This is a genomic window from Actinoplanes auranticolor (assembly GCF_018332655.1).
GTDB lineage: Bacteria > Actinomycetota > Actinomycetes > Mycobacteriales > Micromonosporaceae > Actinoplanes > Actinoplanes auranticolor.
Genome location: NZ_BOQL01000021.1, coordinates 130,742 through 153,719 on the forward strand (window position 1 = coordinate 130,742; position 22,978 = coordinate 153,719).

Consider the following 22,978-nt stretch of genomic DNA (forward strand, 5'->3'; position numbering starts at 1 on the left):
AGCCCGGCCCAGCCCTGCCTGGGAACGCCATGCCCACCCAGCCGCTGGGCGGCGCCCCGCCGGTGGGCAATCATGGAGGCATGGCGGGACGCGCGGAGCTGGGTGAGTTCCTCAGGCAGTGCCGGGCGGACACGACACCGGAGGCGGTGGGCCTCACCGGCCATGCCGGTCAGACCGGTCGACGGGTACGAGGTCTGCGCCGCGAGGAGGTGGCCCAGCTCGCCGGGGTGAGCGTCGACTACTACACCCGGCTGGAACAGGGCCGGCACACCAGCCCCTCCGAAGCGGTCCTCGACGCCCTGGCCCGGGTGTTCCAGCTCGACGCGGCGGCCCGGGCCCACCTGGCCGATCTGGCCCGGCCGGCCCGGCGTCGCGCTCAGCCCGTACCGGTGCAGCGGGTGCGGCCCGCCCTGCAGCAGATGATCGCCTCGATGACCGACCACCCGGCTTTCATCATCGGCCGGCGCACGGACGTCCTGGCCTCGAACACGCTCGCCCGCGCCCTGCTCACCGACTGGACCCGGCTGCCGCCCCGGCACCGCAACTACACCCGGTGGGTCTTCCTCGACCCCGCCGCCCGGGCAGCCTTCGTCAACTGGCCGGCCGTGGCGGCCGAGGTGGTGGGCACCCTGCGGCTCTACGCCGGGCGGTTCCCCGACGACCCGCTGCTCAGCGAGCTGGTGGGGGAGCTGACCATCAAGAGCGCGGAGTTCCGCACCTGGTGGAACGCCCACCGGGTGCACGAGCGCACCCACGGCAGCAAACACATGGTGCATCCCGCGGTCGGGCCGATCACCATCAGGTACGAGGCCCTGGCCCTGCCCGGCGACGACGAGCAGACGCTGTTCATCTACACCACCGATCCGGGCAGCGCCTCGCACGACAACCTGCGGCTGCTGGCGCTCTGGGCGACTCAGCAGCAGCCGCCCGCCGGCGCTCAGGTCACCAGGCCTCTGCGGTAGGCGTAGACCACCGCCTGCACGCGGTCGCGCAGGTCGAGCTTGGTGAGGATGCGCGACACGTACGTCTTCACGGTCTCGTGGCTGATCACCAGGGTGGCGGCGATCTCGCTGTTGGACCGGCCGTCGGCGATCAGGCGCAGGACCTCGAGTTCGCGCGGGGTCAGCGCCACGTCGTCCGGGGTGTCCTCGGCCGGGCGGATCCGGGCGGCGTACCGGCCCACGAGCTGCCGGGTCACCTCGGGCGCCAGCAGCGCGGCACCGCTCGCGACGGTGCGGATGCCGTGCAGCAGCTGCGCCGGCGGGGCGTCCTTGAGCAGGAACCCGCTCGCTCCGGCGCGCAGAGCCTCGTAGACGTATTCGTCGAGGTTGAACGTCGTCACCACGAGCACCTTCACCGGGTCGGTCACCCCGGCGCCGGCCAGCAGGCGGGTCGCCTCGATGCCGTCGAGCACGGGCATCCGTACGTCCATCACCACGACGTCCGGCCGCAGCCGGCCGGCGAGCTCGACCGCTTCGCGGCCGTTCCCGCATTCGCCGACCACCTCGAGGTCGGGCTGGGCGCCGATGATGGTGGTGAAGCCGGTACGGATCAGCGGCTGGTCGTCGCAGATCAGCACGCGCAGCGGCGTGGTCACGACGGGCTCCCGCCGGGGATGCGGGCCCGCACGACGAAGCCGCCGCCGGTGCCCTGGCCCGCGCTGAACTCACCGCCGAGCACCCCGACCCGTTCCCGCAGCCCGGCCAGGCCACGCCCGCTGCCGCCGGGGGATGCGCTGCCCGGCCCCGGACCCTCGGTGCTGACCTCCACGGTGGTCTCCTTCTCGCCATGGCGCACGTGCACGGTGGTGCGGCTGCCGTGGGCGTATTTGAGGGCGTTGGTCAACGCCTCCTGCACGACCCGGTACGCCGCGACCTCGGCGCTGCCCGTGCTCGCCGCCGGGGTGCCGTCCTCGGTGAACTCGACCGGCTGCCCGGCCAGCCGGGTCTGCTCCACCAGGGTGTGCAGTTCGCCGACCGACGGCAGACGCGGCTCGGTGCTGTGGTCGGGATTGAGCAGATCGAGCAGGTGCCGCAGGTCCGTGATGGCCCGCCGGCCGGTGTCGGTGATCGCGGTCAGGCTCTCGTCGAGCCGGTCGGGGGCGGCGGTCAGATAGCGCGCCGCCTCGGCCTGCACCACCATCGCGGTCACGTGGTGGGTCACGACGTCGTGCAGTTCGCGGGCGATGCGGGTGCGTTCGGCGGTGCGGGTGGCCTCGGCGACGTGCCGGCGCTGCTCCGCCTCGGCGGCCCGGGTCCGCCGCATCCAGGCCCCGATGCCCCAGGCGATGGCCAGCGCCAGGTAGAAGGTCGTGAAATCGGCGACGGTCTCGATCGATCCGCTCCGGCCGATGGCCACGGCCAGCGGGACGTAGGCGACCGTGAGCAGCACCACGGCGGTACGCCGGTGGTGTGCCAGGTGCAGCGCCGTGCTCACCAGAGCGATGGGCAGAGCCGTGCTGGCGACCGTGTGGTAGGCGCGGAGCTGGTCGATCGCGAAGCCCACCGAGACCAGGGCGAGGCAGAGAGCCGGCCACCGCCGCCGTACGGCCAGCGGCAGGCACTGCAGGGCGACCACCATGACGGTCAGCGCGTCGAACGGACGGGTCGGTAGATCGCCGAGCTGCGTGCCCCGGTGGTGCAGCGCCGGCACCGCCGACATCAGCACGAGCAGCAGCGCGAACGGGAGGTCCCGGACGGTGACGTCCCAGTGCCGCCACCGCTCCGGGACCCGCCGGAGGTCGATCATCGGGAAACTGTAGCGGTCGCCGCCGGGTCACCGGCCGAACGACGGCGACGCGGGACGATGTGACCGCGGCGGTGGGCCAGCCACATGAACACGACGGTCAATGCCAGGCCCGCCGCCACCGAGTACAGGCTGCCCTCGGGGCCGAAGTCGCCGCCGGTCAGCACCGCCGGGCCCGACATCGTGGCGTCCAGCAGCCCTTTCGACTCGCCGTTGCCGGAGACCACGACGCTGAAGACGGCCCCGGCGGCGACGTTCCAGCCGAAGTGCAGCCCGATCGGCACCCACAGGTTGCGGGTGGCGGCGTAGCAGGCGGCGAGCATGAATCCGGCCTCGATCGCGATGGCGGTCGCGCCCCACAGGGTCGCGTCCGGGTTGACCAGGTGCATCAGGCCGAACACGACGCCGGTCAGCAGCAGCGAGATCCAGGTGCCGATCCGTTCCTCGATGATCCGGAACAGCACGCCGCGGAACAGCAGCTCCTCGGTCACGGCGGCGGCGGCCATGAACCCGACCAGCCCGAGCGCGCCGGTCACCGAACCCAGGCCCTGGACGTGATAGCCGTCGAGGAAGGCGATGTTGGCGATGACGGCCGCGAACATGCCGGCCCCGATCAGTGCTCCCCGGCAGAGCCGCGCGACGGCCCCCGACCGGGCCACCTCCGTGGGTGCGCGGCGCTCGGTGCGCCGGACCACCCACGCGTAGACCAGAACCGCGAGCACCGCTGTCGCGAGGCCGAGGACCAGGGTGAGCCACGGGTTCCCCTGCACCGCGGCGACACCCTGACCACCGATGAAGGCGACCACCGCAACCGCCAGGAACTGCTTCACCAGACGCATGTTGACTCCTCCATGAGTCCCGCGGCTCGAGCGCCGGCGGGCTGCGTTGAACGCTATGGATTCGTCGCGCCGGAATCGTCACCGCCCGGTGGACACTCTGCGGTAGCTCGCACGGGGGACAGCTCGTCCAGGCCCTGCTCCCAGCGCTGCCGCCGTTGCTCCTCGGTCTGCTCCCACCAGGGGACGCCGCGTTCGCCCAGCGCCACCTTGGCCAGCTGCACGCGGGCGCGCGCCGGTGCCGGGTCCACGCCCGTACGCAGCGCGCTGCCGACGTCCCGCCGCGCGGCCATCAACGCCCGGCGCAGCTGCGCGGCCACGTCCTCGGGGATGGCGGGATCGGTGGCCCGCCACCGCCGCCCCGAGATGACGACGAAGTGCCCGTCCTCGGTGAGCGGCGGTCTCTGCTTGTCCGGCACCGGACCCCCTTCTCTGCGTACCCGGATCCTCAGTGCCCGTTATCGGCGGCGGCAAGCTCGTTCCGGCGGCGCAGCAACGCCGCCCGCGCCCGGCGGGCCGTCGGGTTCACCACCTCTGGGTCAGGTCAGCTTGAAGTGGGCTCCCACCAGGTCAGATTGGCGGCCGCCCGGGCCGCCGGCTCGATGATCTCCCACCCCTCGGCGATCAGGCCGTCGCGGATCAGCCAGATCTCGACGACCGTGACCTCGGGTCCGTCGGGCAGCCGGCGGCGGGTGCACAGCACCACCCGATCGCCGTCGGCCAGTAGCTGCAGGACCTCGACCCGCATGTCGGCCAGGGGCACCAGCGCCGCCCGGACAGCGGCCAGCCATTCCGTCTTCGTGGCGGAGGTGGAGTCAGGCCGGCGGTGGATGAAGTCGTCGCTGAGGAACGGTGCGAGCGTGCCGACGTCGCGCGTCTCGAGCAGTGCGGTCAATGCCCGCTGGATGATGGCCTTGTTGTCGTTGGTCATGGCCGGAGTGTTTCCGCGGTCGTCGCGATTGTCGATGAAACGGGAGTTCATGGCGCCCGGCGCCACGATGAGTACGCTGCACGTTCGTGGACACGGTCGGGGAACTGCTGCGGCACTGGCGGCACCGCCGGGGGCTCAGCCAGCTGGACCTCGCCATCGCCGCGGACGTCTCGGCCCGGCACGTCAGCCTGGTCGAGACCGGCAAGTCCCGGCCCAGCGCCGACATGATCCTGCGGCTCGCGGATCAGCTTCAGGTGCCGCTGCGCGATCGCAACAGGCTGCTGCTCGCCGCCGGCTTCGCTCCCCGGTACGCGGAACGCCCGCTCGACGACACCGCACTGTCCGCCGCACGCGACGCCGTTCGCCGGGTGCTGCACGCGCACGAGCCGTATCCGGCGCTGGTCTTCGACCGCCGCTGGAACATCGTCATGACCAACCGTGCGGTCGAGCCGTTCTTCGCCCAGGTTTCCCCGGACCTGCTGCGGCCGCCGGTCAACCTGGTGCGGCTGGGCCTGGACCCGCGCGGGTTCGCGCCGCTGGTCGTCAATCTGGCCGACGTGCGGGCTGTGTTCCGTACCCGGATCTCCCGCCAGCTCGCCGCCGCGCCCGACCCCGAGCTGACCGCGCTCTACGAGGAGCTGCTGGCCCCCGCCGCGGGGGACACCCCGGGCGATCGGGCCGACGCCGACGTCGTGATCCCGATGATCCTCCGCGTCGCCGGGCGGGAGCTGCGGATGTTCTCGACCATCACCACGTTCGGCACGCCGATGGACATCACCCTGGACGAGGTCGCGATCGAGTCGTACTACCCGGCGGACGCGGAGAGCGCCGCCTACTTCACGCAGTAGCCGCTTCCCGGCGATTGGCCGTTTACGGCTCGGGGTCCCCGGACCTTGAATCGACGGTATGCCTACCGACGCTGTGGCCCGAGACCTGTGGCAGCTGTACGAGCCGTTGCACGCGGTCACCTACTTCGCGCCGGAGGCCCGGACCGCGTTCGAGAGCGCAGGTCTGCGGGGGTTCTGGCGCGGCTATTTCGCCGGTCGGGCCGCTCCGCTCGGAGCCGTGCCGGCAGCGCCGGTGACCGCGTTGTTCTTCTCCTTCGCGCCGGCGATGGTGGCCCAGGCCCTGCCCGATGTGTGGCAGCGGGCGTCGCCGGAGCAGGCCCTGGCCGCGCGCCTCGAGGGTGCTGTCGCTGCGCTACGGGCTGTGCTGCCACCGGAGCCGGCGCGCTGGGCCGAGGCGGCGAATCTGCTGGAGATCGCGGCGCAGGCGGCGGTGACGGACGGCCGGGCGCTCGGTGCCGCCAACGCCGCCGTGCCGCGCCCGGCCGATCCGCTCGCCCGGCTGTGGCACGCCGCCACGGTGTTGCGCGAGCACCGCGGTGACGGCCACATCGCCGCGCTGGTTCATGCTGAGGTGAACGGCTGCCAGGCGCTGGTACTCCGGGACGCCCTGTACGGCGGCCGGGACCAGCTGCAGCCGAACCGGGGCTGGTCCGATGCCGAGTGGGACGCGGCGGGTCGGGAGCTGGCGGAGCGGGGGTGGTTGGACGCCAGTGGCCGGCCTACCGCGGAGGCGGCGGACGTTCACCGTGCGGTCGAGGACCATACCGACCGGCTGGCCGGGCGGCCCTGGTCCGCGCTGCGAGCGGCCGATCGCGTCCGGCTGGCGGAGTTGCTGGCACCGTTGGCCGGTGCGGTTGCGGTGGTCATTCCGTATCCCAATCCGATGGGCGTGCCCGGTCCGCGCCCGGCCTGATCGGTCGGCCTCTTCGAGCCGGGCCTCGGCACACTGATGTCATGCCGCGACATCAATGCTATCGTGGTGTCACGGTGCGACATCATCGTCGCAGTGACCCTTATCAGGGAGGCTTCTCCATGGCTCCGGTCAAGATCGTGCGTCCCGGCGAAGGTGAGCTCATCACCAACAACGGGCCGTCACAGATCCGCATCCTCGAGGACGGCAGCAACACCGAGCATCGCCTGGGGATCGGCGAGATCACCTGCAGCCGCACACCCCCGGCCCCATCCAGCACCGTCACGCCCAGCACGACGAAGGCTTCTACGTGCTCTCGGGTGACGTGCGGTTCACCGTGGGCCAGGACGACTACGACGCCGGGCCCGGCACCTGGGTCATCGTCCCGCCGGGCGCACCGCACACCTTCGCCAACGTGGGCGATGACCCGGCGGTCATGCTCTCCACGTTCACGCCCGACCTGTACGTGGAGTACTTCCGCGACCTCAAGAAGATGGTCGAGTCCGGACAACCGATGACGGCCGAAACCATGACGCCGCTCTGGAAGAAGTACGCCACCGAGATCTCTTCCGAGTACCGGTCCTGAACCCACAACAGTCGCGGCGACGTCGAACGCCGGGTGTGAATTCTGAGTCCCGGGTGAGCCGGGTGATGTCGAGACAAGGATCCGGACCGGATCCATGACCGGTGAGACGGAACGACGGCAGTGGGGTTCCTGGGGAGGACGGGCTCAACAATCCCCGAGATGTGAGCGCAGAGTTGGGCGCATAGTCGGTTCATGGGTCGTCCTCGGCGGGTCAGGGGCTGGTGGCGCTTTGTTGCCTGGCCGCTCGTCGCGTGGCTGCTGCTGTGCGCCGGATTGGTCTCGGCCGTGCTGTGGGCACAGCGTTCCTCCGAACGCGAGCTGCGGCAGCGGTTCGAGCTGCGGATCGCCATCGGCGCCGATTTCGTCTCCCGCTACGTCGCCGATCTGATCGAGCGCGAGCGGGCGCAGGCCGTGCAGTTCCTGTCCGCCGCCACGGTCGACGAGCGCACCTTCGCCCAGTCCGTGGCCGCGTTCGGTTATCCCGCCGCGGTGCTGCTCGACGGGGACGGCCGGTTGTTGCAGGTGGTGCCGGCCAACCCTGATCTGATCGGCCAGGACCTCACCCCGCGCTATTCGCATCTGCGTACCGCGGTCCGGGAGGGCCGTCCTGCTGTGTCGCCGGTGGTGCGGTCGGCCGCCCGGGGCGTGCCGGTGGTCGGATTCGCGGTGCCGTTCACCACCCCGTACGGCCGGCGGGTGTTCTCCGGGGCCGTCGAGGTGGCCACCAGCCCGCTGGGTGGGTACCTGCAGCACGCCGTCGACCTTCCCGGCACCGACATCTCTCTGATCGACGCCGCCGGCACCGTGGTCGGCGGCAGCCGGGAAGCGCACACGGGCCTCGACACGATCGCCGACCGGAATCCCGCGCTGGCAGCTGCGATGCAGCAGCGGCCGAGCGGCCTGCTGTCCCTTGAGGACGGCAGGCGTTACTACTACGTGGTCGGGCCGGTGCGAGGCAGTCCGTGGCGTCTGCTGGCCACCGTGCCGTACAGCGTGCTGCAGCGACCGGTGACGGGGGCGAACATCGGCACGATGGCCGCCGCCGCCGGGTTGCTGGGTTTCGGCGGGCTCGCCGTTGTTCTCCGGGCCCGCGCGGCGCGGAACCGGGCGGCGCTGCACGCCACCGAGAAGCAGCTGCGCGACGTGTTCGAGAACTCGCTCGTCGGGATGGCGATCACCGGCACGGACGGGCGGGTGAGCCGGACGAACGCGGCCCTGGACCGGTTGCTCGGCCGTCGTCCCGACGACCTGGCCGGCCGCGCCTGGAGCGAGCTGCTGGAGCCGGACGGTCGCGAGGCTGTCACTGAGCTGATGCGTCGGACCGGTGCGGGCAGCATCCCGGGCTTCACGGTCACCAGCCGGTATCTGCGCGCCGACGGGCACCCGGTGTGGGTGAACCAGACCAGCACGCTGCTGACCGGCCGGGAGGACCGCCCGGACGAGATCGCCACCCAACTCGTCGACGTGACCGAGCAGCGCACGCTCCAGCAGGCGGAACAGCGTCACGCCGAAGAGGTCGCGGCGCGCGCGGCGGCTCTCGCGCGGGCGAACGAGCAACTGGAGGCGGCCAACCAGCGGGTCGCCGACCTCGTCGCGATGCTCACCCATGACGTCCGCCAGCCCATCGCGATGATCACCGGGTACTGCGAGCTCCTGACCGAGGAGTGGGACGAGCAGGACGACAAGAGTCGGCGCCACGACCTCGACCGGATCGCCGCGACGGCGGCCAGCATGAACGGCTACGTCGAGGAGATCCTCACCCTGACCCAGGTCGACGCGGACACACTGCTCTCGCGTCCCACCGTCCTCAACGCGGGCTCGGCTGTCGCCGACGCGCTCACGCATCTGCTGCCCGATCAGCGCCGTGACGTCACCGCCGAAGCGGACCCCGGCCTGACCGTGCGCTGCGATCCCCGGCAGCTGCAACAGATCCTGGTCAATCTGATCTCCAACGGCCTGAAGTACGGCAGCCCGCCGGTCGTGGTCCGCGCCACCGGGCACGCCGGCGAAGCGTGCATCGAGGTCCTCGATTCAGGTGAAGGTGTACCTGAAGAGTTCGTGCCGCAGCTGTTCGACCGTTTCACCCGGGCCGCCACCGGCAGCGCGAGCGCCCAGAAGGGCACCGGCCTCGGCCTGTACATCGTGCGGAAGCTCGCGCACGCCAACGGCGGGACGATCACCTACCGGCCCCGGAACCCGACCGGCGCATGCTTCACGCTCCGGCTCCCGGCCGGCGATCGCGACGGTACGCAGGCCGCGGCGACCGGCGAGCCGACCCGTTCCGCCACCGGCCCACGACCCAGGCGCTCAACCTAGACACGGGCGAGCCGCCTGCCTCGGGTGGCCCGCGCCGGGTGGCCCGCACAGAGCGCCCGGCCGCGACGCAGGAACCGCGGACCGCAGGCGGGATCATGGTCGGTGTGGTGGAGACACCGGCGATCCTGGCCGCCGGGTTCTGGGCAGGAATGATCAACGTAGTGGTCGGTTCGGGCACGCTCGTGACGTTCCCGACCCTGCTGCTGTTCGGGTATCCGCCGCTGGTCGCCAACGTCTCCAACAACATCGGCCTGGTCGGTGGGCGCCACCGCCGGTGGCGTGGTCGGTGCGCGGTTCGGCCGTCGGCTGCCGCCCTGGCCGATGCGGGCGCTGATCGTCGTGGTGGGGGTTGCGGCGATCGTGCGCATGCTCTTCTTCACCTGAGGTGTGATCCCGCGGTATTGTATGACAATCATACGAGCCGGCGAGGGGATGCGATCGTGGATATGACCGCCGTGGTGACCGGTGCTGCTCGGGGGATCGGCCGCGATGTGGTGACGCGGTTGCGGGCCGCGGGCTACCGGGTCGTCGCGGTCGACGTCTCGCCGCTGGTGGCCGAGCTGGCCGAGGACGGGTGGGTGGTCCCGATGACCGCCGACGTGAGTGCCGACGCGACGGCGGGCGCCGCGATCGAGCTGGCCGTCGCCGAGTTCGGGCGGCTCGATGTGCTGGTCAACAACGCGGGACGGTTCCTGCGCCGGCCGATTCTCGACACCACCGACGAGGATTTCGACGCGTTGTTCGCGATCAACGTGCGGCCCGTGTTCCGGTTCTCCCGCGCCGCGCTGCCGCATTTGATCGGGACGCGCGGCTGCATCGTCAACACGGCCTCGATCTCGGGGCTGATCGGGGTGGCGAACCAGAGTGTCTACGCGATGACCAAGGGCGCGATCGTCCAGCTGACCCGGCAGCTGGCGATCGAGTGCGCCGCGCTGGGCGTACGGGTCAACGCCGTCGCGCCCGGCGCGGTGGACACCGGTTTCATGGCCGAGGCCCGCGCGGCCGACCCCGACCCCGCGGCGAGCCTGGCCGTGACCCTGGCCAACCACCCGATCGGGCGCATGTCGGCGCCCGACGAGGTGGCCCGCGCGATCGTCTTCCTGGCCGCGCCCGAATCGGCCGGCATCACCGGCACGATCCTGAGCGTGGACGGCGGCTACGTCGCCCGCTGAAGCCTGCGCGAGCTCCTCCGCCAGGATCGGCGCGGCTACGTTGCCCGCTGAGCCTCCGCAACCTCCTCCAGCAGGATCGGCGCGGCCGCGGTGACCCCGTGGATGCCGAGCACCGACGCGATCTCCATGACCTCCAGGATCTCCCGCGGCGTCGCACCGTGGTCGATCGCGTTCTCGATGTGCAGCTTGAGCCCGCTGACGTACAGGTGCGTCGCGGCCGTGTCGAATGCGATGTAGATGAACTCCTTCACCTTCGGCTCCAGCGTGCCGGTGCGCCACGGCACCGCCGAGAACTCGGTGTACGCGGCGAACATCTCCGGATCCAGTTCGAGGATCTCGTCCCAGAAGGCGTGCCAGTAGCCGCGGGTCTCGGTGAAGTCCGCCTTGAGCTGTTCCTGCTGCTCGGTGAGCGGCGCCGGCCCGGTGCGCAGGCCCTTCTCCTGGAGCACCTCGACCAGGATCGGCACGCCGATGTTCATCGCGTGGATGCCCAGCGTCGCGGAGAGTTCGAGCACCTCCATGATCTCCTGCGGGGTGGCGCCCAGCTTCAGGGCGGCCTTGATGTGCTGGCGTACCCCGGGCAGGTACATGTGGGTGGCGTTGGCGTCGATCGCGATGTAGATGAACTCCTTCACCTTCGGCTCCAGCACACCGGAACGCCACGGCACGGCGGAGAAGTTCAGGTACGCCTGAAGGAACTCGGGATCGAGCCGCAGCACCCCCTCCCAGGTGTCGCTCCACGCGCCGCGTACCCGGATGAATTCCTGCTTGATCTCTTCCTGCCGTGCGGTCAGGTTCATCGGGTCAGGTCCTTTCGCAGCCAGTTGACGATTTCGGTGTGGTCGGCGGTGGCTTCCAGCGCCTCGGCGGCCCGCGCCCACAGCTCGGCGGCGGCGTGCCCGAGCGGATCCGGTGCACCGACCTGGTCGGCGAGCCCGGTGGCGATCCGCATGTCCTTGAGCATCAGCCGCAGCCCGAAGCCGGAGTCGTAGCTGCCGGGCAGGATGAAACTGGGCCACTTGGTCTCGGTCGAACCGCTGCGCCCGCTGGAGCTGTTGAAGATGGCCAGCATGGTCTCCGGTTCGAGGCCGAAGCGTTCACCGGCCAGGATCGCCTCGCAGGTGACCAGCAGGTGGGTGGCGGAGAGCAGGTTGTTGAGGGCTTTGACGGCGTGGCCGCTGCCGACCGCGCCGGCCCGGGTGACCGTGCCCAGCTGGGCCAGGACCGGGCCGATCCGGTCGAGGTCGGCCGGCTCGCCGCCGGCCATGATGGTCAGCTCGCCGGTACGGGCCCGCGCCACGCCACCGGAGACCGGGGCATCCACCAGGGTGACGCCGCGTTCGGCCAGCTCGGCGGCCAACGCCCGGGTACGCATCGGCTCCGACGAGCTCATGTCGACGACGGTCGTCCCCCGCTCCACCACGAAACCGGCGTCGCGGACCGTCGCCTCGACGATGGCCGAGGTGGGCAGCATGAGCACGACCACGGACGCGCCACGGACCGCGTCGGCCAGCTCCGCAGCGGCCGTCCCGCCCAGGTCGGCCAGTGCCTGCCGGGCCGGCTCGGCCAGGTCGTAACCGCGCACGGCGTAGCCCGCCCGGACCAGCCGGGCCGACATCGGCGCGCCCATGTTGCCCAGCCCGATGAAGGCGACGGTCTCAGTCATCACCGGCCACCTCCTCGGCCCAGCGGGTCTCGCCGAGCGAGATGGCGGTGTGCGTCATGAACGAGTCCTGGGTGGCGCCGTGCCAGTGCCGTTCGCCGGGCGGCACCCACACGGTGTCGCCGGCCTGGATCACCTGGGGTTTCCCGCCGGCGGTACAGATCAGCCCGCGCCCGGCGAGCACTTGCAGGATCTGGCCGTTCTCGTGGCTGTGCCAGTAGGTGCGCGCTCCCGGGGCGAAGAACACCGTGGCGATCGTGGTGCCGTCGGTGGCCGGAAGGACCTGGTCGAACCACGCCTCGCCGGTGACCGTCGCGCGTTGCGCCGACGGGGCCCGCTCGGTGCGGCCGTGGACGATCTTCATGGGGCCTCCTCGGTGTGCAGGCGGACGCCGCCGGACAGGTCCCCGATGGCGTCGACGACGGTGTTGCTGATCTCGTCGGCGTAGCCGAGCGCACGGGCCAGGCCGAAGCTGGCCAGCGGACCGGCGGAGTTCGGACTGGCCACGCCCAGCCGGGCCACCAGCTCGACGTAGAGGTTCACGTCCTTGAGCATCAGGGTGTTGGTGAGCCCGCCCTTGAGGTAGTCCCCGTGGATGATCTTCGGGAACCGGTTCAGGGTGGCGAAGTTGACGCCGGAGCTCGCGTTGAGCACGGCGAGCAGCACCTCCAGGTCGAGACCGGCCTTCTTGCCGGCCACCATCACCTCGGCCGTGGCCGACAACGCGATCGCGTTGAGGAAGTTGTTCAGCAGCTTCACCGTGTGCCCGGCACCGCTCGGTCCACAGTGGAAGACGTTGGCGGAGAACAGATCCAGAACCGGGCGGGCCCGGTCGAGCACCTCGGCGTCGCCGCCCACCATCAGCGTCAGCGCGCCCGTCTCGGCGGCGGCCGCGCCACCGGAGATGCCGGCATCCAGGTACGCCGCACCGCGCTCGGCGAGCAGCCCGTGGATGCGCGTGGTCGAGTCCGGCGCGGCCGTGGACAGGTCCACCACGATCTGACCCGGGCGAGCGTGGGCCAGCAGCCCGTCCTCGCCCAGGACCACGGCCTCGACGATCCGGCTGTCCGGCAGTGATAGCAGCACGATGTCGCTGCCGCCGGTCACCTCGCCGGCCGAGCCCGCCACCTTGGCGCCGGCCGCGGTGACGTTCTCCGTACGGACGTCGTAGCCCAGCACCTTTTGCCCGGCGCGCACGACGCAGGCGGCCATCCGGCCACCCATGTTGCCCAGGCCGACGAAGCCGATCCGCATCAGCACCCCTCTCCGATGGTGGCCGCGAGACCGGCCAGGGCGCCGCCGGCCGGGGTGAACCGGCCGAGGGTGTCCGGGTCGTGGCCGCAGACCAGGTGGTCGGCGGGCATCGCGCGGATCCGTTCGAAGCCCGCGTACATGTCGATCAGGTTGGCGACCTGGGTGAACGGCATGCTCCGGGCCAGTTCCTCGTAGTAGTGCACGGCGTCCGAGGCGAGCAGGACGACGCCCGCGCTGGTCGGCACGGTGACGATGCTCTGCCCCGGGGTGTGCCCGCCGAGCCGCAGCACGCGGACCCCGGGGGCGAGCTCCACCTCGTCGGTGAAGGTCCGCAGCCGGCCCTCCCGCTCGGCCTGCCGCAGGTGCTCGATCTCCGCGTCCTCCACCGAGTGGTGCAGCAGCGTGCGGTCCGCGTACGGGCCGGTCCAGAAGTCGTACTCGGCGGCGGCGATGGTGAGCGGCGACGCGCGGAACAGGTCGAGGTTGCCGATGTGGTCGTAGTGCGCGTGCGTGACCACGACCGGCGGCCCGGCGGACCGGTCCACGCCGAGGGCGTCGAACGCGGCCGCCGGCTCGATCAGGGTGGTGCGTCTGCGGTTGGCGCCGCCGGTCGCCGAGAAGCCGGTGTCCACCACGATCGTCCGGTCGGCGTTGCGGACGATCCAGAAGAAGTAGTCCATCGCGATCGGGCCGTCCGGCTCGCCGTACAGGTGGTGGTTGAGGAAGACGTCGCTGCGCACGGTCTGCCGGGTGCCGTACTTGACGATGGTGACCTGGTAGCGCGCGGTCATGGCAGGAGCAGTCGCCCGGCGTTCACCCCGACCAGCCGCCGGATGTCGTCCTCGGCCAGGCCCGCGTCGAGCAGCCCGCGGGCGGCCCGGCGGAACAGCGTCACCGGCAGCGGGTTGGTCTTCTGGCCCGAGTCCGAGGACAGGATGGTCCGTTCGACACCGACCTCCTTGATGAAGGTCAGCAGCTCGTCCAGGTCGCGCCGGCGCTCCGGGCGGCCGAAGTACATGACGATGCAGTGCTCGATGGTGACCCCCTGCCGGGCCCAGGCCACCGCCTGCTCCACGGACGCCCCGACCACGAAGATGGGGTGGTTGACCACGATCCGGCTCACCCCGGCCTCGAGCGCGGCGCCGATCAGCGCCTGGGACTCCTCGACGCCCAGGTGGCCGCAGGTCAGCACGGCGTCCTCGGCGGCGATCACCGACAGGATGTCGCGGACCTCCGGGAGCACGGCACCCCGGTCGTCGACGATCGAGATGATCTCGTTGGGCCGCAGCTCCACCTCCGACGTGGGGAAGCCCGTGTCGTGGTGCTCGTGGTGCCGGACGTGGGCGGCGGACGACAGCGTCGGGAACCACACCATCCGCCCGCCCATCCGCAGCGCCAGCTCCACGGCGTACGGGTTGAGCCCGCCCACCGTCCGGTTGAGCGCGACCCCGCCGTAGACCTCGGTCGACACCTCGGCCAGCCCGGCCGAGCGCAGCGCCAGGATGTCGGTGACCATGCTGTGGTGGTGCGACTTCGCCACGATGGCCCGGAAGCCCGCGCTCGCGGCGTCGCGCGCCGCGTCGAGAATGCTCATCCGCCGCGGGAACGGGCTCGGCCCGGGGTGCTGGTGCAGGTCCACCGCCCCGACCAGCAGGCTGTCGGCCTGCTCATCCGGCACTTTGCGGTCCTCGTCGGCGTCGCGGTCGAAGCCGTAGTCGACTGTCATCATGGGGCTTTCCTCACCGTCACTGGGAAACCAGGACTTGGTCTTCGGGCTGCCAGTGGGCGATGACCCGGGTGCCCGGGCCGTCCGCCGCCGGCACGCCGACGGGCAGTACCGCACAGCCGACCGAGTCGTCGTCGAAGGCGAGCTCGATGCGGTAGTACGTGCCGTAGAAGGAGACATCGGTGACCGTGGCGGAAGCGGCGTTGCTCCCGGCCGGCACCGATTCCTCGTCGGAGGCGACGCGCATGCGTTCCGGCCGCACGATCAGCGCCTGCTGCTCGCTGCCGTCGCCCGGCTCGCGCACGGTCCACTTGCGGTCGTGCCACTCGTAGACGTCGGCCGAGCGGTATCGCCCGGCGAAGACGTTGGACTCGCCGAGGAACCGGGCGACGAACTGGGTGGTGGGCCGGTGATAGAGCTCGGCCGGCGTACCGACGGCGACGATCCGGCCGCGGTCGAAGATGGCGATCCGGTCCGAGAGGGTCATCGCCTCGTCCTGGTCGTGCGTGACGAAGACGAAGGTCAGCCCCAGCTCGTCGTGCAGGCGCTTGATCTCGCGCTGCAGCGACTGGCGCAGCTTGCGGTCGAGCGCGCTCAGCGGCTCGTCGAGCAGCAGCACGCCGGGGGAGAAGACCACCGCACGGGCCAGGGCGACGCGCTGCTGCTGCCCGCCGGAGAGCTCGTGCGGGCGCCGGTTGCCCATCCCGCCCAGGTCGACCAGCTCCAGCGCGTCGCCGACCAGCTTCGCCGTCGCCGCGGCCGGCACCTTCCGCTCACGCAACGGGAACGCCACGTTCTGCGCCACGGTGAGGTGCGGGAACAGCGCGTAGTTCTGGAACACCATGCCGAAGTTGCGCTTGTGCGCCGGCGTACGGGAGATGTCGGCGCCGTTGAGCTCGATGCGCCCGGAGGTCGGCTCGGTGAAACCGACGATCATGTTGAGCGTGGTCGTCTTGCCCGAGCCGCTCGGGCCCAGCAATGTGATGAACTCACCGGGCTTGATATCGAGGTTGATGTGGTCGACGGCGGGCGGCTCGGCCGTGCCGTACCGCTTGCTGAGGTCGACCAGCTCGACCCGGGCGCCGCTGGCGCCGATCGCGGGGTTGCTCATCGGGTGCCTTTCTTTCCGCGCCGCGCGCCGACGACCTGGGCGAGCAGGATGGGAACGCTGACCAGCACGACCATGAGGCTCGAGGCCGCGGAGATGGTCGGGTCGATCTGGACGGTGATGCTGTTGAACATCTGTACCGGCAGCGTGATCGCCCCGGGCGCCTGCAGGAACAGGGCGATGACGACCTCGTCGAGCGAGGTGACGAAGGCCAGCACGGCGCCGGAGAGGATGCCGGGCAGGACCAGGGGGAGGGTCACCCGCCGGAACGCCGACAGCGGGCTCGCCCCCAGGCTCGCCGCCACCGCGGGCAGCCGGCCGTCCATGCCCTGCAGCCGCGCGGTCACCGCGATCACCACGAACGGCAGCGCCATCGCGGTGTGGGCCAGGATGATGCCGATCAGCGTCCCGTTCAGGCCGAGCTGCAGGAACGCGGAGAAGACGACCAGTGCCACCAGGATGTGCGGGACGATCATCGGTGAGAGCAGGAAACCGTTGACCGGGCCGCGCCACCGGGGACGCAGCCGGGCCAGGCCGAAGGCGGCCATCGTGCCGAGCACGGTCGCGATCACCGCGGTGTAGATGCCGACCTGCAGGGTGTTAAGGATCGCGGCGGTCCACTCCGGCGAGGTGAACAGGTTCTCGTACCAGCGCAGCGACCAGGTGTCGGGCGGGAAGCGGAAGGTCTCCGACGACGAGAAGCTCATCGGGATGACCACCAGGGTCGGCGCGACCAGGATGATCGCGACGATCGTGGTGTGCACCTTGAGCCAGGGCCGTACGGGTGCCGAGCTGTCCGCGGTCCCGCCGGTGCGGCGCGGCTGACCGCCGGCCGCGGTGACGGCGACGTTCTGGCCGGCCAGCCGGCGGCTGAGGGCGAGCACGACCAGGGTGACGACGAGCAGGAACATGCCCATCGCGCCGGCGCCGCCGAAGTCCAGCAGCTCCCGGGCGCGCACGTTGATGACCTGGGCGATCATCGCGCTGCGGGTCGAGCCGAGCAGCGCCGGAGTGACGTAGAAACCCAGGGCCAGCACGAAGACCAGCGACATGCCGGCGACCACCCCGGGGGCGGACAGCGGCAGGTAGATGCGGCGGAACGCCCGCGAGCGGGGCGCGCCCAGGCTCTGCCCGGCCGCGACCAGGCGGCCGTCGATCTGTGACATCGCGCTGTACATCGGCAGTACCAGGAACGGCAGCAGCACCTGGGTCATCGAGATGCCGACGGCGATCGGGGTGCCGAGCAGCCGTACGTCGCCGAGCCCCACCGGCGTGAGAATCTTCTGCACGACGCCGCCGTCCTGCAGCAGCACCAGCCAGGCGAAGTTGCGGGCCAGCATGCTCGTCCAGAACGGGATCAGCACGATGGTGACCAGCAGGGCGCGCATGGTGGGGCCGGCCAGGGTCATCGCGTACGCGTACGGGTAGGCCAGCAGCGCCCCGATCACCGAGACGATGAGCGCGATGACCAGCGTGCGGCCCAGGACCCGGATGGTGTACCCGTCGGTGAACAGCGACGCGTAGTTGCCCAGGCCGGTCTCCGGTTCGGTGAAGCTGTCCACCACCAGGCCGGCCAGCGGCAGGACGAACAGGACCACCAGCGCGAGCAGGGCCGGCGCCAGGAACAGCCAGCCGGACGGGCGTTTCCTCGCCGTCCGGGCCGGGCCGGGGCGCCCGGTCGCGGGCGCCTCCGGCGTGGCGGTCGAGACGGCCATCCTCAGCCGACCTTCCAGCTCGTCCAGCGCTTGACCAGCGCGTCGGTGTTCTCGATCCACCACTTCTTGTCCTGCTCGAGGGTGCGGCCGCGCTCGGGCAGGAAGGCGTTGAACTTCTTCTGCTGCTCGGTGTAGCCGACCGAGTTGAGATCGACGTCGGGTCGCGCCGGTGCGGTGCCGGTCAGCTTGGCGTAGGCGATGGACTGGGCCGGCTCGGTGACGAACGCGAGCATCTGCTGGGCCAGCGCCTTGTGCGGCGCGCCCTTGGGGATGACCAGGGCACCGATGTCAGTGGTGTTGAAATCCCAGACCGGCACCAGGTTCGCGCCGCTCTGCGCCGATACGATCGTGCGGGCGGTCACGGTGAGCACCATGCTGGCCTGCTTGTCGACCATCATCTGCTGGATCGCGCCGTAGCTGGGCGCGAAGACCAGCGAGTCCTTGATCGTGTCGATCTTCTTGAAGGCCCGGTCCAGGTCGATCGGGTAGACCTGCTCCGGCGCCACCCCGTCGGCGACCAGGGCGGCCTCGAACAGTCCGGCCTTCGGGTAGTCGTAGATGACCCGCTTGCCGGGGAAGCGCTTGACGTCGAAGAAGTCCTTGATGGTGGTGGGCTTCTCGCCGGGGTAGAGGTCGGCGTTGTAGCTGAAGATGTTGGCGTAGCGATAGGTCGGCACGAAGCAGTCGCCGGTGGTGCCCGGGGGGAACTTGCTGCGGTCCAGGGCCGGGTCGTCCAGCTTCTCGAACAGCTCACCGCAGTAGGCGCCGGCGTAGATCCAGCTCATGTTGGCCAGGTCCCAGATGGTCTTGCCGGCTTTGACCATCGTGCGGACCTGGGCCTGCTCGGCCGGGCTGATGTTGGTGAACTTGGTCCCGGTCTTGGTGGTGAACGGCTCCTGGAGCGCCTTCTTCTCGTCCTCCTGGAACTGGCCGCCGGTGCTGGCCCAGGTCAGTGCCTTCTCGTCGGCGCCACCGCCGCCGGAGTCCCCGCCCACACCGCAGGAGGAGATCAGCAGGGCGCCGAGCGCTATCGTCGTGAGAAATCGATATGTCTTCATGGGTATCGCCTTTTCTCGATGCGGGAACCGTCACCTGTTCCCGCGCACGATGAATCTGGGACGGCGCTCCCCGCGGGTGCCGTTGAGGTGGTGCCCGGCGCCGGCCGGGGCGCTCGGACCGCGCCGGTCAGTCCGCTCCGCCGTCGAGCGGGCTGACCATGCGCCGGCTGATCGTCTCGGCCCCCGCCAGCAGGGCGCGGGCCACCGGGCTGTCGCTTCCTTCGGGTACGAACTGGGCGATGTCGACGGCGGCCAGGGTGGCCACCACCTGGCCGGCCGGGTCGCGGACCACGGTGGCCACCGCGCTGATGCCGTTCTGCGGGCTCCCGCGGAACGCGATCCCGGTGCGGCGGACCTCCGCGAGCTCCGCCTCACTGGCGTGCACGGGCGGCGCGCCCTCGCGGAAGCGGTAGAAGGACTCGTCGCGGAAGGCCCAGAAGGCGACCGTCTGCGCGGCGTCGGGGCCGAGCTGACTGCCGACGGCTATCGAGACGTGTGCCGTACGGCTGCTGTCCTCCCGCACCTGGGCCACCACGGGGGAGCTGCCGTTCCACACGCTGAGCACGACCGTGAGGCGGACGCGCACGCTGATGTCCTCCATCACCGGACCGGCCAGGTCGAGCACCCCTAGCCGGGACAGGGCCATCGTGCCCAGCTCGGCGAGCAGGACACCGAATTCGTACTGGTTGCGGTCCCGGCGCTGCAGGAGTCCGTGGTTCTCCATCGACGCCAGGTAGCGGTGGGCGGTGGACTTGCCGACGCCGAGCTCCTCGGCCGCGGACACCAGGTCGATGGTGTCGTGGGCCGCGAGCAGCCGGAGCAGCTGGACCACCCGCGCGACCACCTGGAGGTCACCGCTGGCGATCTCCAGTCCGTCGGCTGCGGCGCGCGGACCCCGGGAGGTGCTGGTCATGCGAACCTCCCTCACAGGTCCGGCCCGTCCCGCATTGCGGGGTGGCCATCCGGATATCCGGTACCGAGGAATGTAGGTGATCCATCCCGCGGCATGTCAAGGGTCGGAACAGATTTCCTCCGTACTTCCCGCAAGTTAAATCCGGCGGGTGACAGCATTGTATGATTGACCTACAATCCGTCGACGGTGTGACCAGGCGATGCGGAGGTGTGGACATGCGCGGACTCACGGGCAGGGTCGCGGTGGTGACCGGGGCCGCGGGCGGGATCGGTGCGGCCACGGCCCGCCGGCTGGCCGAGGAGGGCGCGCACGTGGTTGCCGTGGACCTCGACGAGGACCGGGCGCGCGCGGTGGCCGGAACGCTGCCGACCGAGAGCATCGGCGTCCGGGCCGACGTGTCCGCCGAGGACGGCGTGGCCGGATACCTGGCGGCGGCCGTCGAGCGTTTCGGCCGGGTCGACCTGCACCACCTCAACGCCGGCATCCCCGGCTCCTTCGCCACCCTGCCCGAGCTCACCGTGGCCGAGTTCGACCGGGTCATGGCCGTGAACGTGCGCGGCGTCTTCCTGGGCGTGCGCGCCGCCTTCCGGCAGTACGCCGCCCAGGGCACCGCCGGCAGCATCGTGCTCACCGGCTCGATCGGCAGCCTGCGCGGCAGTGCCGACCTGCTGGCGTACCAGACCTCCAAGCACGCGGTGCTGGGCATCCTGCGCGGCGCCGCGATGTACGGCGGCCCGCTGGGCGTACGGGTGAACGCCGTCGCCCCCGGCATCGTGCCCACCGAGCTCTTCGCCGCGACGCCCGACGTGTCCGGCGGCAAGGACGACATGTCCCGGCGTGCGAGCAGCACGCCGTTGCGCCGCGCCGGCACCGGCGAGGACGTGGCCGCCGTGGTGGCGTTCCTGCTCAGCGACGACGCCGCCTACATGACCGGCGAGGTGGTCTCGGTGGACGGCGGCGCCGGCATCGTGAGCACGGTCCGGCCCTCGGGCGGCGCCGGAGCCTGGGACTTCGCCGCCTACGACGCGTCCCTCTACGGCGGTCCTACGAGCTGACCGGCAGCGGGGCGGCCACCCCGATGTCGGTGTGCACGTCGATCACCACCGGGCGGCCGGCCGACAGTGCCCGGTCCAGGGCCGGCGCCAGTTCGCTGGGCTTGTCCACCCGGATGCCCAGAGCACCCATCTCCTCGGCGACCCGGGCGAAGTCCACCTCCTGGTACGTCCACAGCTCCCGCGCCTGCTCGGTGGCCTGCCCGCCGTAGGCCCGGTCGAAGCCGCGCCGGCTCTGGTTGCCGCCGTGGTTGTTGTTGACCACGGTGATCAGGTTGACCCGCCGGCGTACGGCGGTCTCGATCTCCCCGAGGTGGTAGTACAGCCCGGCGTCACCGGTGAAGACCACCACCGGCCGGTCCGGCGCGGCGCACTTGGCACCCACGCCCGCGGAGAAGGCCCAGCCCAGGTGCCCGGCGCTGCGCAGATAGCTCTGCCCCGGCGCGGTGATGTCGTGGAACTGGGCCATCCACATCCCGGCGTGGCCGGTGTCGACCAGCAGGACGGCGTCGTCCGGCAGGCCCGCGGTGAGCCCGGCGGCGATGCGTTCCGGGCGGACCGGCACCGCGTCGCTGGTCAGCACCTCGCGGTAGCGCGCCCGCCAATCCCGTTTCAGTCCCGCCACCTCGGCCAGCCAGGCGGTGCGGTCGACCCCCGGGAACCGGCCGGCCAGCGCCAGCATGCGGGCCAGGGCCAGCTTGGCGTCCGCGGCGATACCGGTACGCAGCGGATAGTTGCGCCCGAGCCGGGACGCCTCGATGTCGATCTGGATCGCGGGAGTGCCGCTGGGCGGGACGGCCCAGAAGTGCGTGGTCATGCTGCCGGTGGCCGTACCGATGAAGCAGACCAGGTCCGCGCGGGCGACGACCTGGTTGGCGCTCTCGCGCGAGTAGGTCCCGACCACTCCGGCCGACAGCGGATGCGTGCCCGGGATCGTGTCCTTGCCGTTGGCCGAGGTCGCCACCGGAATGCGCAGCGCCTCGGCCAGGGCCACCAGCTCGGCACCGGCGCCGGACGACCGCACCCCGCCACCGGCGACGAGAACCGGCCGCGCCGCCGCGGCCAGCAACCGCAGGGCCGCTGAGATGCTGTCGTCGTCGGGCGCCGGGCGTACGGCCGGCACCCGGGCGAAGCCCGGCTCGACGAGCGGCTCGGCGTCGGTCTCCTGCGTGTCGAGCTGCCCCTCGTTGCCCTGGATCTGCAGGTGGACAGGGCCCGGGACGCCGGTGGTGGCGACCCGGAACGCGTGCCGCAGCATGTCGGGGAAGCGATCGGCGTCGTCGATGCTCGCGTTGAACTTGGTCACCGGCTCGAACGCGGGCAGGTCGTCGATCTCCTGGTAGACCTGTCGGAACTTGGTGGCCGGGGACCGCCCGCCGGTGAGCGCGAGCACCGGGGAACCGGCCAGGAACGGCTCACGCAGGCCGGCGGCCAGATTCAGCGCCCCGACCACCTGGGCGGCGGCGACCCCGGGGCGCCCGGACACCCGCGCGTACCCGTCGGCCATGTAGGCGGCGGCCTTCTCGCCGTGGGTGACCACCCGCTCGATGTGCGGGTGGTGCAGTTCCAGCTCGGCCAGGGTGCGGCGCAGGATCGCCGGCACCAGGAACAGGTGGGTCACGCCGTAGCCGTCGAGCATGTCGGCGACGACCCGGGCGCCGGTCCGCCGCGTCATCCGGCGGCCGCGGCTTCCTGCCGGGTCTCCTGCAGCACCTGCTCGGCGAGCCGGAACGCCTCCAGGGCCGCCGGTGCGCCGCAGTACGGGGCGGTCTGCAACAGCACTTCCTGGATCTCCGCCTCGGTGCAGCCGTTGCGCAGCGCGCCGCGGACGTGCACCGAGAACTCGTGCGGACGGTTCAGCGCGGTCAGCATCGCGAGGTTGAGCAGGCTGCGGGTGCGCCGGTCGAGTCCGGGCCGGGACCAGACGTCGCCCCAGCAGCTCGCCGTCACGTACTCCTGCAACACCCGGGTGAAGTCGGTGGCCCGCAGCATCGAGCGGTCGACGTGCGCGTCGCCGAGCACCTCACGCCGCATCCGGTTGCCGCGTTCCAGCCGGCTCTCATCGTCACTCATGGACCGCTCCTCATCTGTCGACCGGGACCGGCTCAGCGTACGACGATCATACAATCCGAGGGAACACGTGAC

The 22,978-nt window shown here is 71.2% G+C and carries 24 protein-coding genes; 7 read left to right on the forward strand and 17 right to left on the reverse strand.

Annotated elements, in window-relative coordinates; all coding sequences use genetic code 11:
* The first annotated feature begins 80 nt into the window (after positions 1–80).
* Complete coding sequence (locus tag Aau02nite_RS12200) at positions 81–962, forward strand: helix-turn-helix transcriptional regulator (RefSeq protein WP_212988486.1); 882 nt, start codon at positions 81–83, stop codon at positions 960–962.
* Here Aau02nite_RS12200 and Aau02nite_RS12205 read toward each other — a convergent pair.
* The 5 genes from Aau02nite_RS12205 to Aau02nite_RS12225 all read right to left on the reverse strand — a co-directional run bounded on the left by Aau02nite_RS12205 (position 938) and on the right by Aau02nite_RS12225 (position 4,512).
* A complete protein-coding gene (locus Aau02nite_RS12205; protein WP_212988487.1) occupies positions 938–1,597 on the reverse strand; it encodes a response regulator in 660 nt (219 codons plus the stop codon). The two genes, Aau02nite_RS12200 and Aau02nite_RS12205, sit on opposite strands and share 25 nt — an antisense overlap.
* Positions 1,594–2,748, reverse strand: a complete 1,155-nt coding sequence (locus tag Aau02nite_RS12210; protein WP_212988488.1) for a sensor histidine kinase — start codon at positions 2,746–2,748, stop codon at positions 1,594–1,596. Before Aau02nite_RS12210 ends, Aau02nite_RS12205 begins: the two co-directional genes overlap by 4 nt.
* Positions 2,745–3,584, reverse strand: coding sequence for a CPBP family intramembrane glutamic endopeptidase (locus Aau02nite_RS12215; RefSeq protein WP_212988489.1), 840 nt, complete (start codon positions 3,582–3,584; stop codon positions 2,745–2,747). The genes Aau02nite_RS12210 and Aau02nite_RS12215 overlap by 4 nt, the downstream gene beginning before the upstream one ends.
* 53 nt (positions 3,585–3,637) lie before the next feature.
* The gene (locus Aau02nite_RS12220; protein ID WP_246595078.1) at positions 3,638–4,000 is read right to left on the reverse strand and encodes a hypothetical protein; all 363 of its coding nucleotides are present in this window, start codon (positions 3,998–4,000) and stop codon (positions 3,638–3,640) included.
* A 125-nt stretch (positions 4,001–4,125) separates the two neighbouring features.
* Positions 4,126–4,512 carry a nuclear transport factor 2 family protein gene (locus tag Aau02nite_RS12225; RefSeq protein WP_246595079.1) on the reverse strand — a complete coding sequence of 129 codons (387 nt, stop codon included), beginning with the start codon at positions 4,510–4,512 and terminating at the stop codon, positions 4,126–4,128.
* 86 nt (positions 4,513–4,598) lie between these two features.
* On the opposite strand from Aau02nite_RS12225, the gene Aau02nite_RS12230 reads away from it, so the two are divergent.
* The 5 genes from Aau02nite_RS12230 to Aau02nite_RS12250 all read left to right on the forward strand — a co-directional run bounded on the left by Aau02nite_RS12230 (position 4,599) and on the right by Aau02nite_RS12250 (position 10,344).
* Complete coding sequence (locus tag Aau02nite_RS12230) at positions 4,599–5,360, forward strand: helix-turn-helix domain-containing protein (RefSeq protein WP_212988491.1); 762 nt, start codon at positions 4,599–4,601, stop codon at positions 5,358–5,360.
* Positions 5,361–5,418: 58 nt separating this feature from the next.
* A complete protein-coding gene (locus Aau02nite_RS12235; RefSeq protein WP_212988492.1) occupies positions 5,419–6,273 on the forward strand; it encodes an SCO6745 family protein in 855 nt (284 codons plus the stop codon).
* A gap of 268 nt (positions 6,274–6,541) precedes the next feature.
* The gene (locus Aau02nite_RS12240) at positions 6,542–6,856 is read left to right on the forward strand and encodes a cupin domain-containing protein (protein ID WP_246595109.1); all 315 of its coding nucleotides are present in this window, start codon (positions 6,542–6,544) and stop codon (positions 6,854–6,856) included.
* Positions 6,857–7,048: 192 nt separating this feature from the next.
* Positions 7,049–9,172, forward strand: a complete 2,124-nt coding sequence (locus tag Aau02nite_RS12245) for a sensor histidine kinase (protein ID WP_212988493.1) — start codon at positions 7,049–7,051, stop codon at positions 9,170–9,172.
* 95 nt (positions 9,173–9,267) lie between these two features.
* The gene (locus Aau02nite_RS12250) at positions 9,268–10,344 is read left to right on the forward strand and encodes an SDR family NAD(P)-dependent oxidoreductase (protein ID WP_212988494.1); all 1,077 of its coding nucleotides are present in this window, start codon (positions 9,268–9,270) and stop codon (positions 10,342–10,344) included.
* A gap of 35 nt (positions 10,345–10,379) precedes the next feature.
* Here the strand turns inward: Aau02nite_RS12250 and Aau02nite_RS12255 are convergent, their stop codons facing one another.
* From Aau02nite_RS12255 to Aau02nite_RS12300, 10 genes are all read right to left on the reverse strand, one after another.
* Positions 10,380–11,144, reverse strand: a complete 765-nt coding sequence (locus tag Aau02nite_RS12255; protein ID WP_212988495.1) for a carboxymuconolactone decarboxylase family protein — start codon at positions 11,142–11,144, stop codon at positions 10,380–10,382.
* Complete coding sequence (locus tag Aau02nite_RS12260; protein WP_212988496.1) at positions 11,141–12,010, reverse strand: NAD(P)-dependent oxidoreductase; 870 nt, start codon at positions 12,008–12,010, stop codon at positions 11,141–11,143. The genes Aau02nite_RS12255 and Aau02nite_RS12260 overlap by 4 nt, the downstream gene beginning before the upstream one ends.
* Positions 12,003–12,371, reverse strand: a complete 369-nt coding sequence (locus tag Aau02nite_RS12265) for a cupin domain-containing protein (protein WP_212988497.1) — start codon at positions 12,369–12,371, stop codon at positions 12,003–12,005. Before Aau02nite_RS12265 ends, Aau02nite_RS12260 begins: the two co-directional genes overlap by 8 nt.
* On the reverse strand, positions 12,368–13,261 hold the full coding sequence (locus Aau02nite_RS12270) for an NAD(P)-dependent oxidoreductase (protein WP_212988498.1): 894 nt from the start codon (positions 13,259–13,261) through the stop codon (positions 12,368–12,370). Before Aau02nite_RS12270 ends, Aau02nite_RS12265 begins: the two co-directional genes overlap by 4 nt.
* On the reverse strand, positions 13,261–14,052 hold the full coding sequence (locus tag Aau02nite_RS12275) for an N-acyl homoserine lactonase family protein (protein WP_212988499.1): 792 nt from the start codon (positions 14,050–14,052) through the stop codon (positions 13,261–13,263). Before Aau02nite_RS12275 ends, Aau02nite_RS12270 begins: the two co-directional genes overlap by 1 nt.
* On the reverse strand, positions 14,049–14,990 hold the full coding sequence (locus Aau02nite_RS12280) for a DUF6282 family protein (RefSeq protein WP_212988500.1): 942 nt from the start codon (positions 14,988–14,990) through the stop codon (positions 14,049–14,051). The genes Aau02nite_RS12275 and Aau02nite_RS12280 overlap by 4 nt, the downstream gene beginning before the upstream one ends.
* Positions 14,991–15,006: 16 nt before the next feature.
* Positions 15,007–16,098 carry an ABC transporter ATP-binding protein gene (locus Aau02nite_RS12285; protein ID WP_212988501.1) on the reverse strand — a complete coding sequence of 364 codons (1,092 nt, stop codon included), beginning with the start codon at positions 16,096–16,098 and terminating at the stop codon, positions 15,007–15,009.
* Complete coding sequence (locus tag Aau02nite_RS12290; protein ID WP_212988502.1) at positions 16,095–17,810, reverse strand: ABC transporter permease subunit; 1,716 nt, start codon at positions 17,808–17,810, stop codon at positions 16,095–16,097. Before Aau02nite_RS12290 ends, Aau02nite_RS12285 begins: the two co-directional genes overlap by 4 nt.
* Before the next feature lie 2 nt (positions 17,811–17,812).
* Entirely contained in the window at positions 17,813–18,868 is a 1,056-nt protein-coding gene (locus Aau02nite_RS12295; protein WP_212988503.1) for an extracellular solute-binding protein, read from the reverse strand.
* 127 nt (positions 18,869–18,995) lie between these two features.
* A complete protein-coding gene (locus Aau02nite_RS12300; RefSeq protein ID WP_212988504.1) occupies positions 18,996–19,781 on the reverse strand; it encodes an IclR family transcriptional regulator in 786 nt (261 codons plus the stop codon).
* A 215-nt stretch (positions 19,782–19,996) separates the two neighbouring features.
* Between Aau02nite_RS12300 and Aau02nite_RS12305 the strand changes: the two genes are divergently transcribed.
* Complete coding sequence (locus tag Aau02nite_RS12305; protein ID WP_212988505.1) at positions 19,997–20,836, forward strand: SDR family NAD(P)-dependent oxidoreductase; 840 nt, start codon at positions 19,997–19,999, stop codon at positions 20,834–20,836.
* Here the strand turns inward: Aau02nite_RS12305 and Aau02nite_RS12310 are convergent.
* Both Aau02nite_RS12310 and Aau02nite_RS12315 read right to left on the reverse strand, forming a co-directional pair.
* Entirely contained in the window at positions 20,826–22,508 is a 1,683-nt protein-coding gene (locus Aau02nite_RS12310; protein ID WP_212988506.1) for a thiamine pyrophosphate-binding protein, read from the reverse strand. The genes Aau02nite_RS12305 and Aau02nite_RS12310 overlap by 11 nt on opposite strands.
* A complete protein-coding gene (locus tag Aau02nite_RS12315) occupies positions 22,505–22,906 on the reverse strand; it encodes a carboxymuconolactone decarboxylase family protein (RefSeq protein WP_212988507.1) in 402 nt (133 codons plus the stop codon). The genes Aau02nite_RS12310 and Aau02nite_RS12315 overlap by 4 nt, the downstream gene beginning before the upstream one ends.
* Positions 22,907–22,978: the final 72 nt, after the last annotated feature.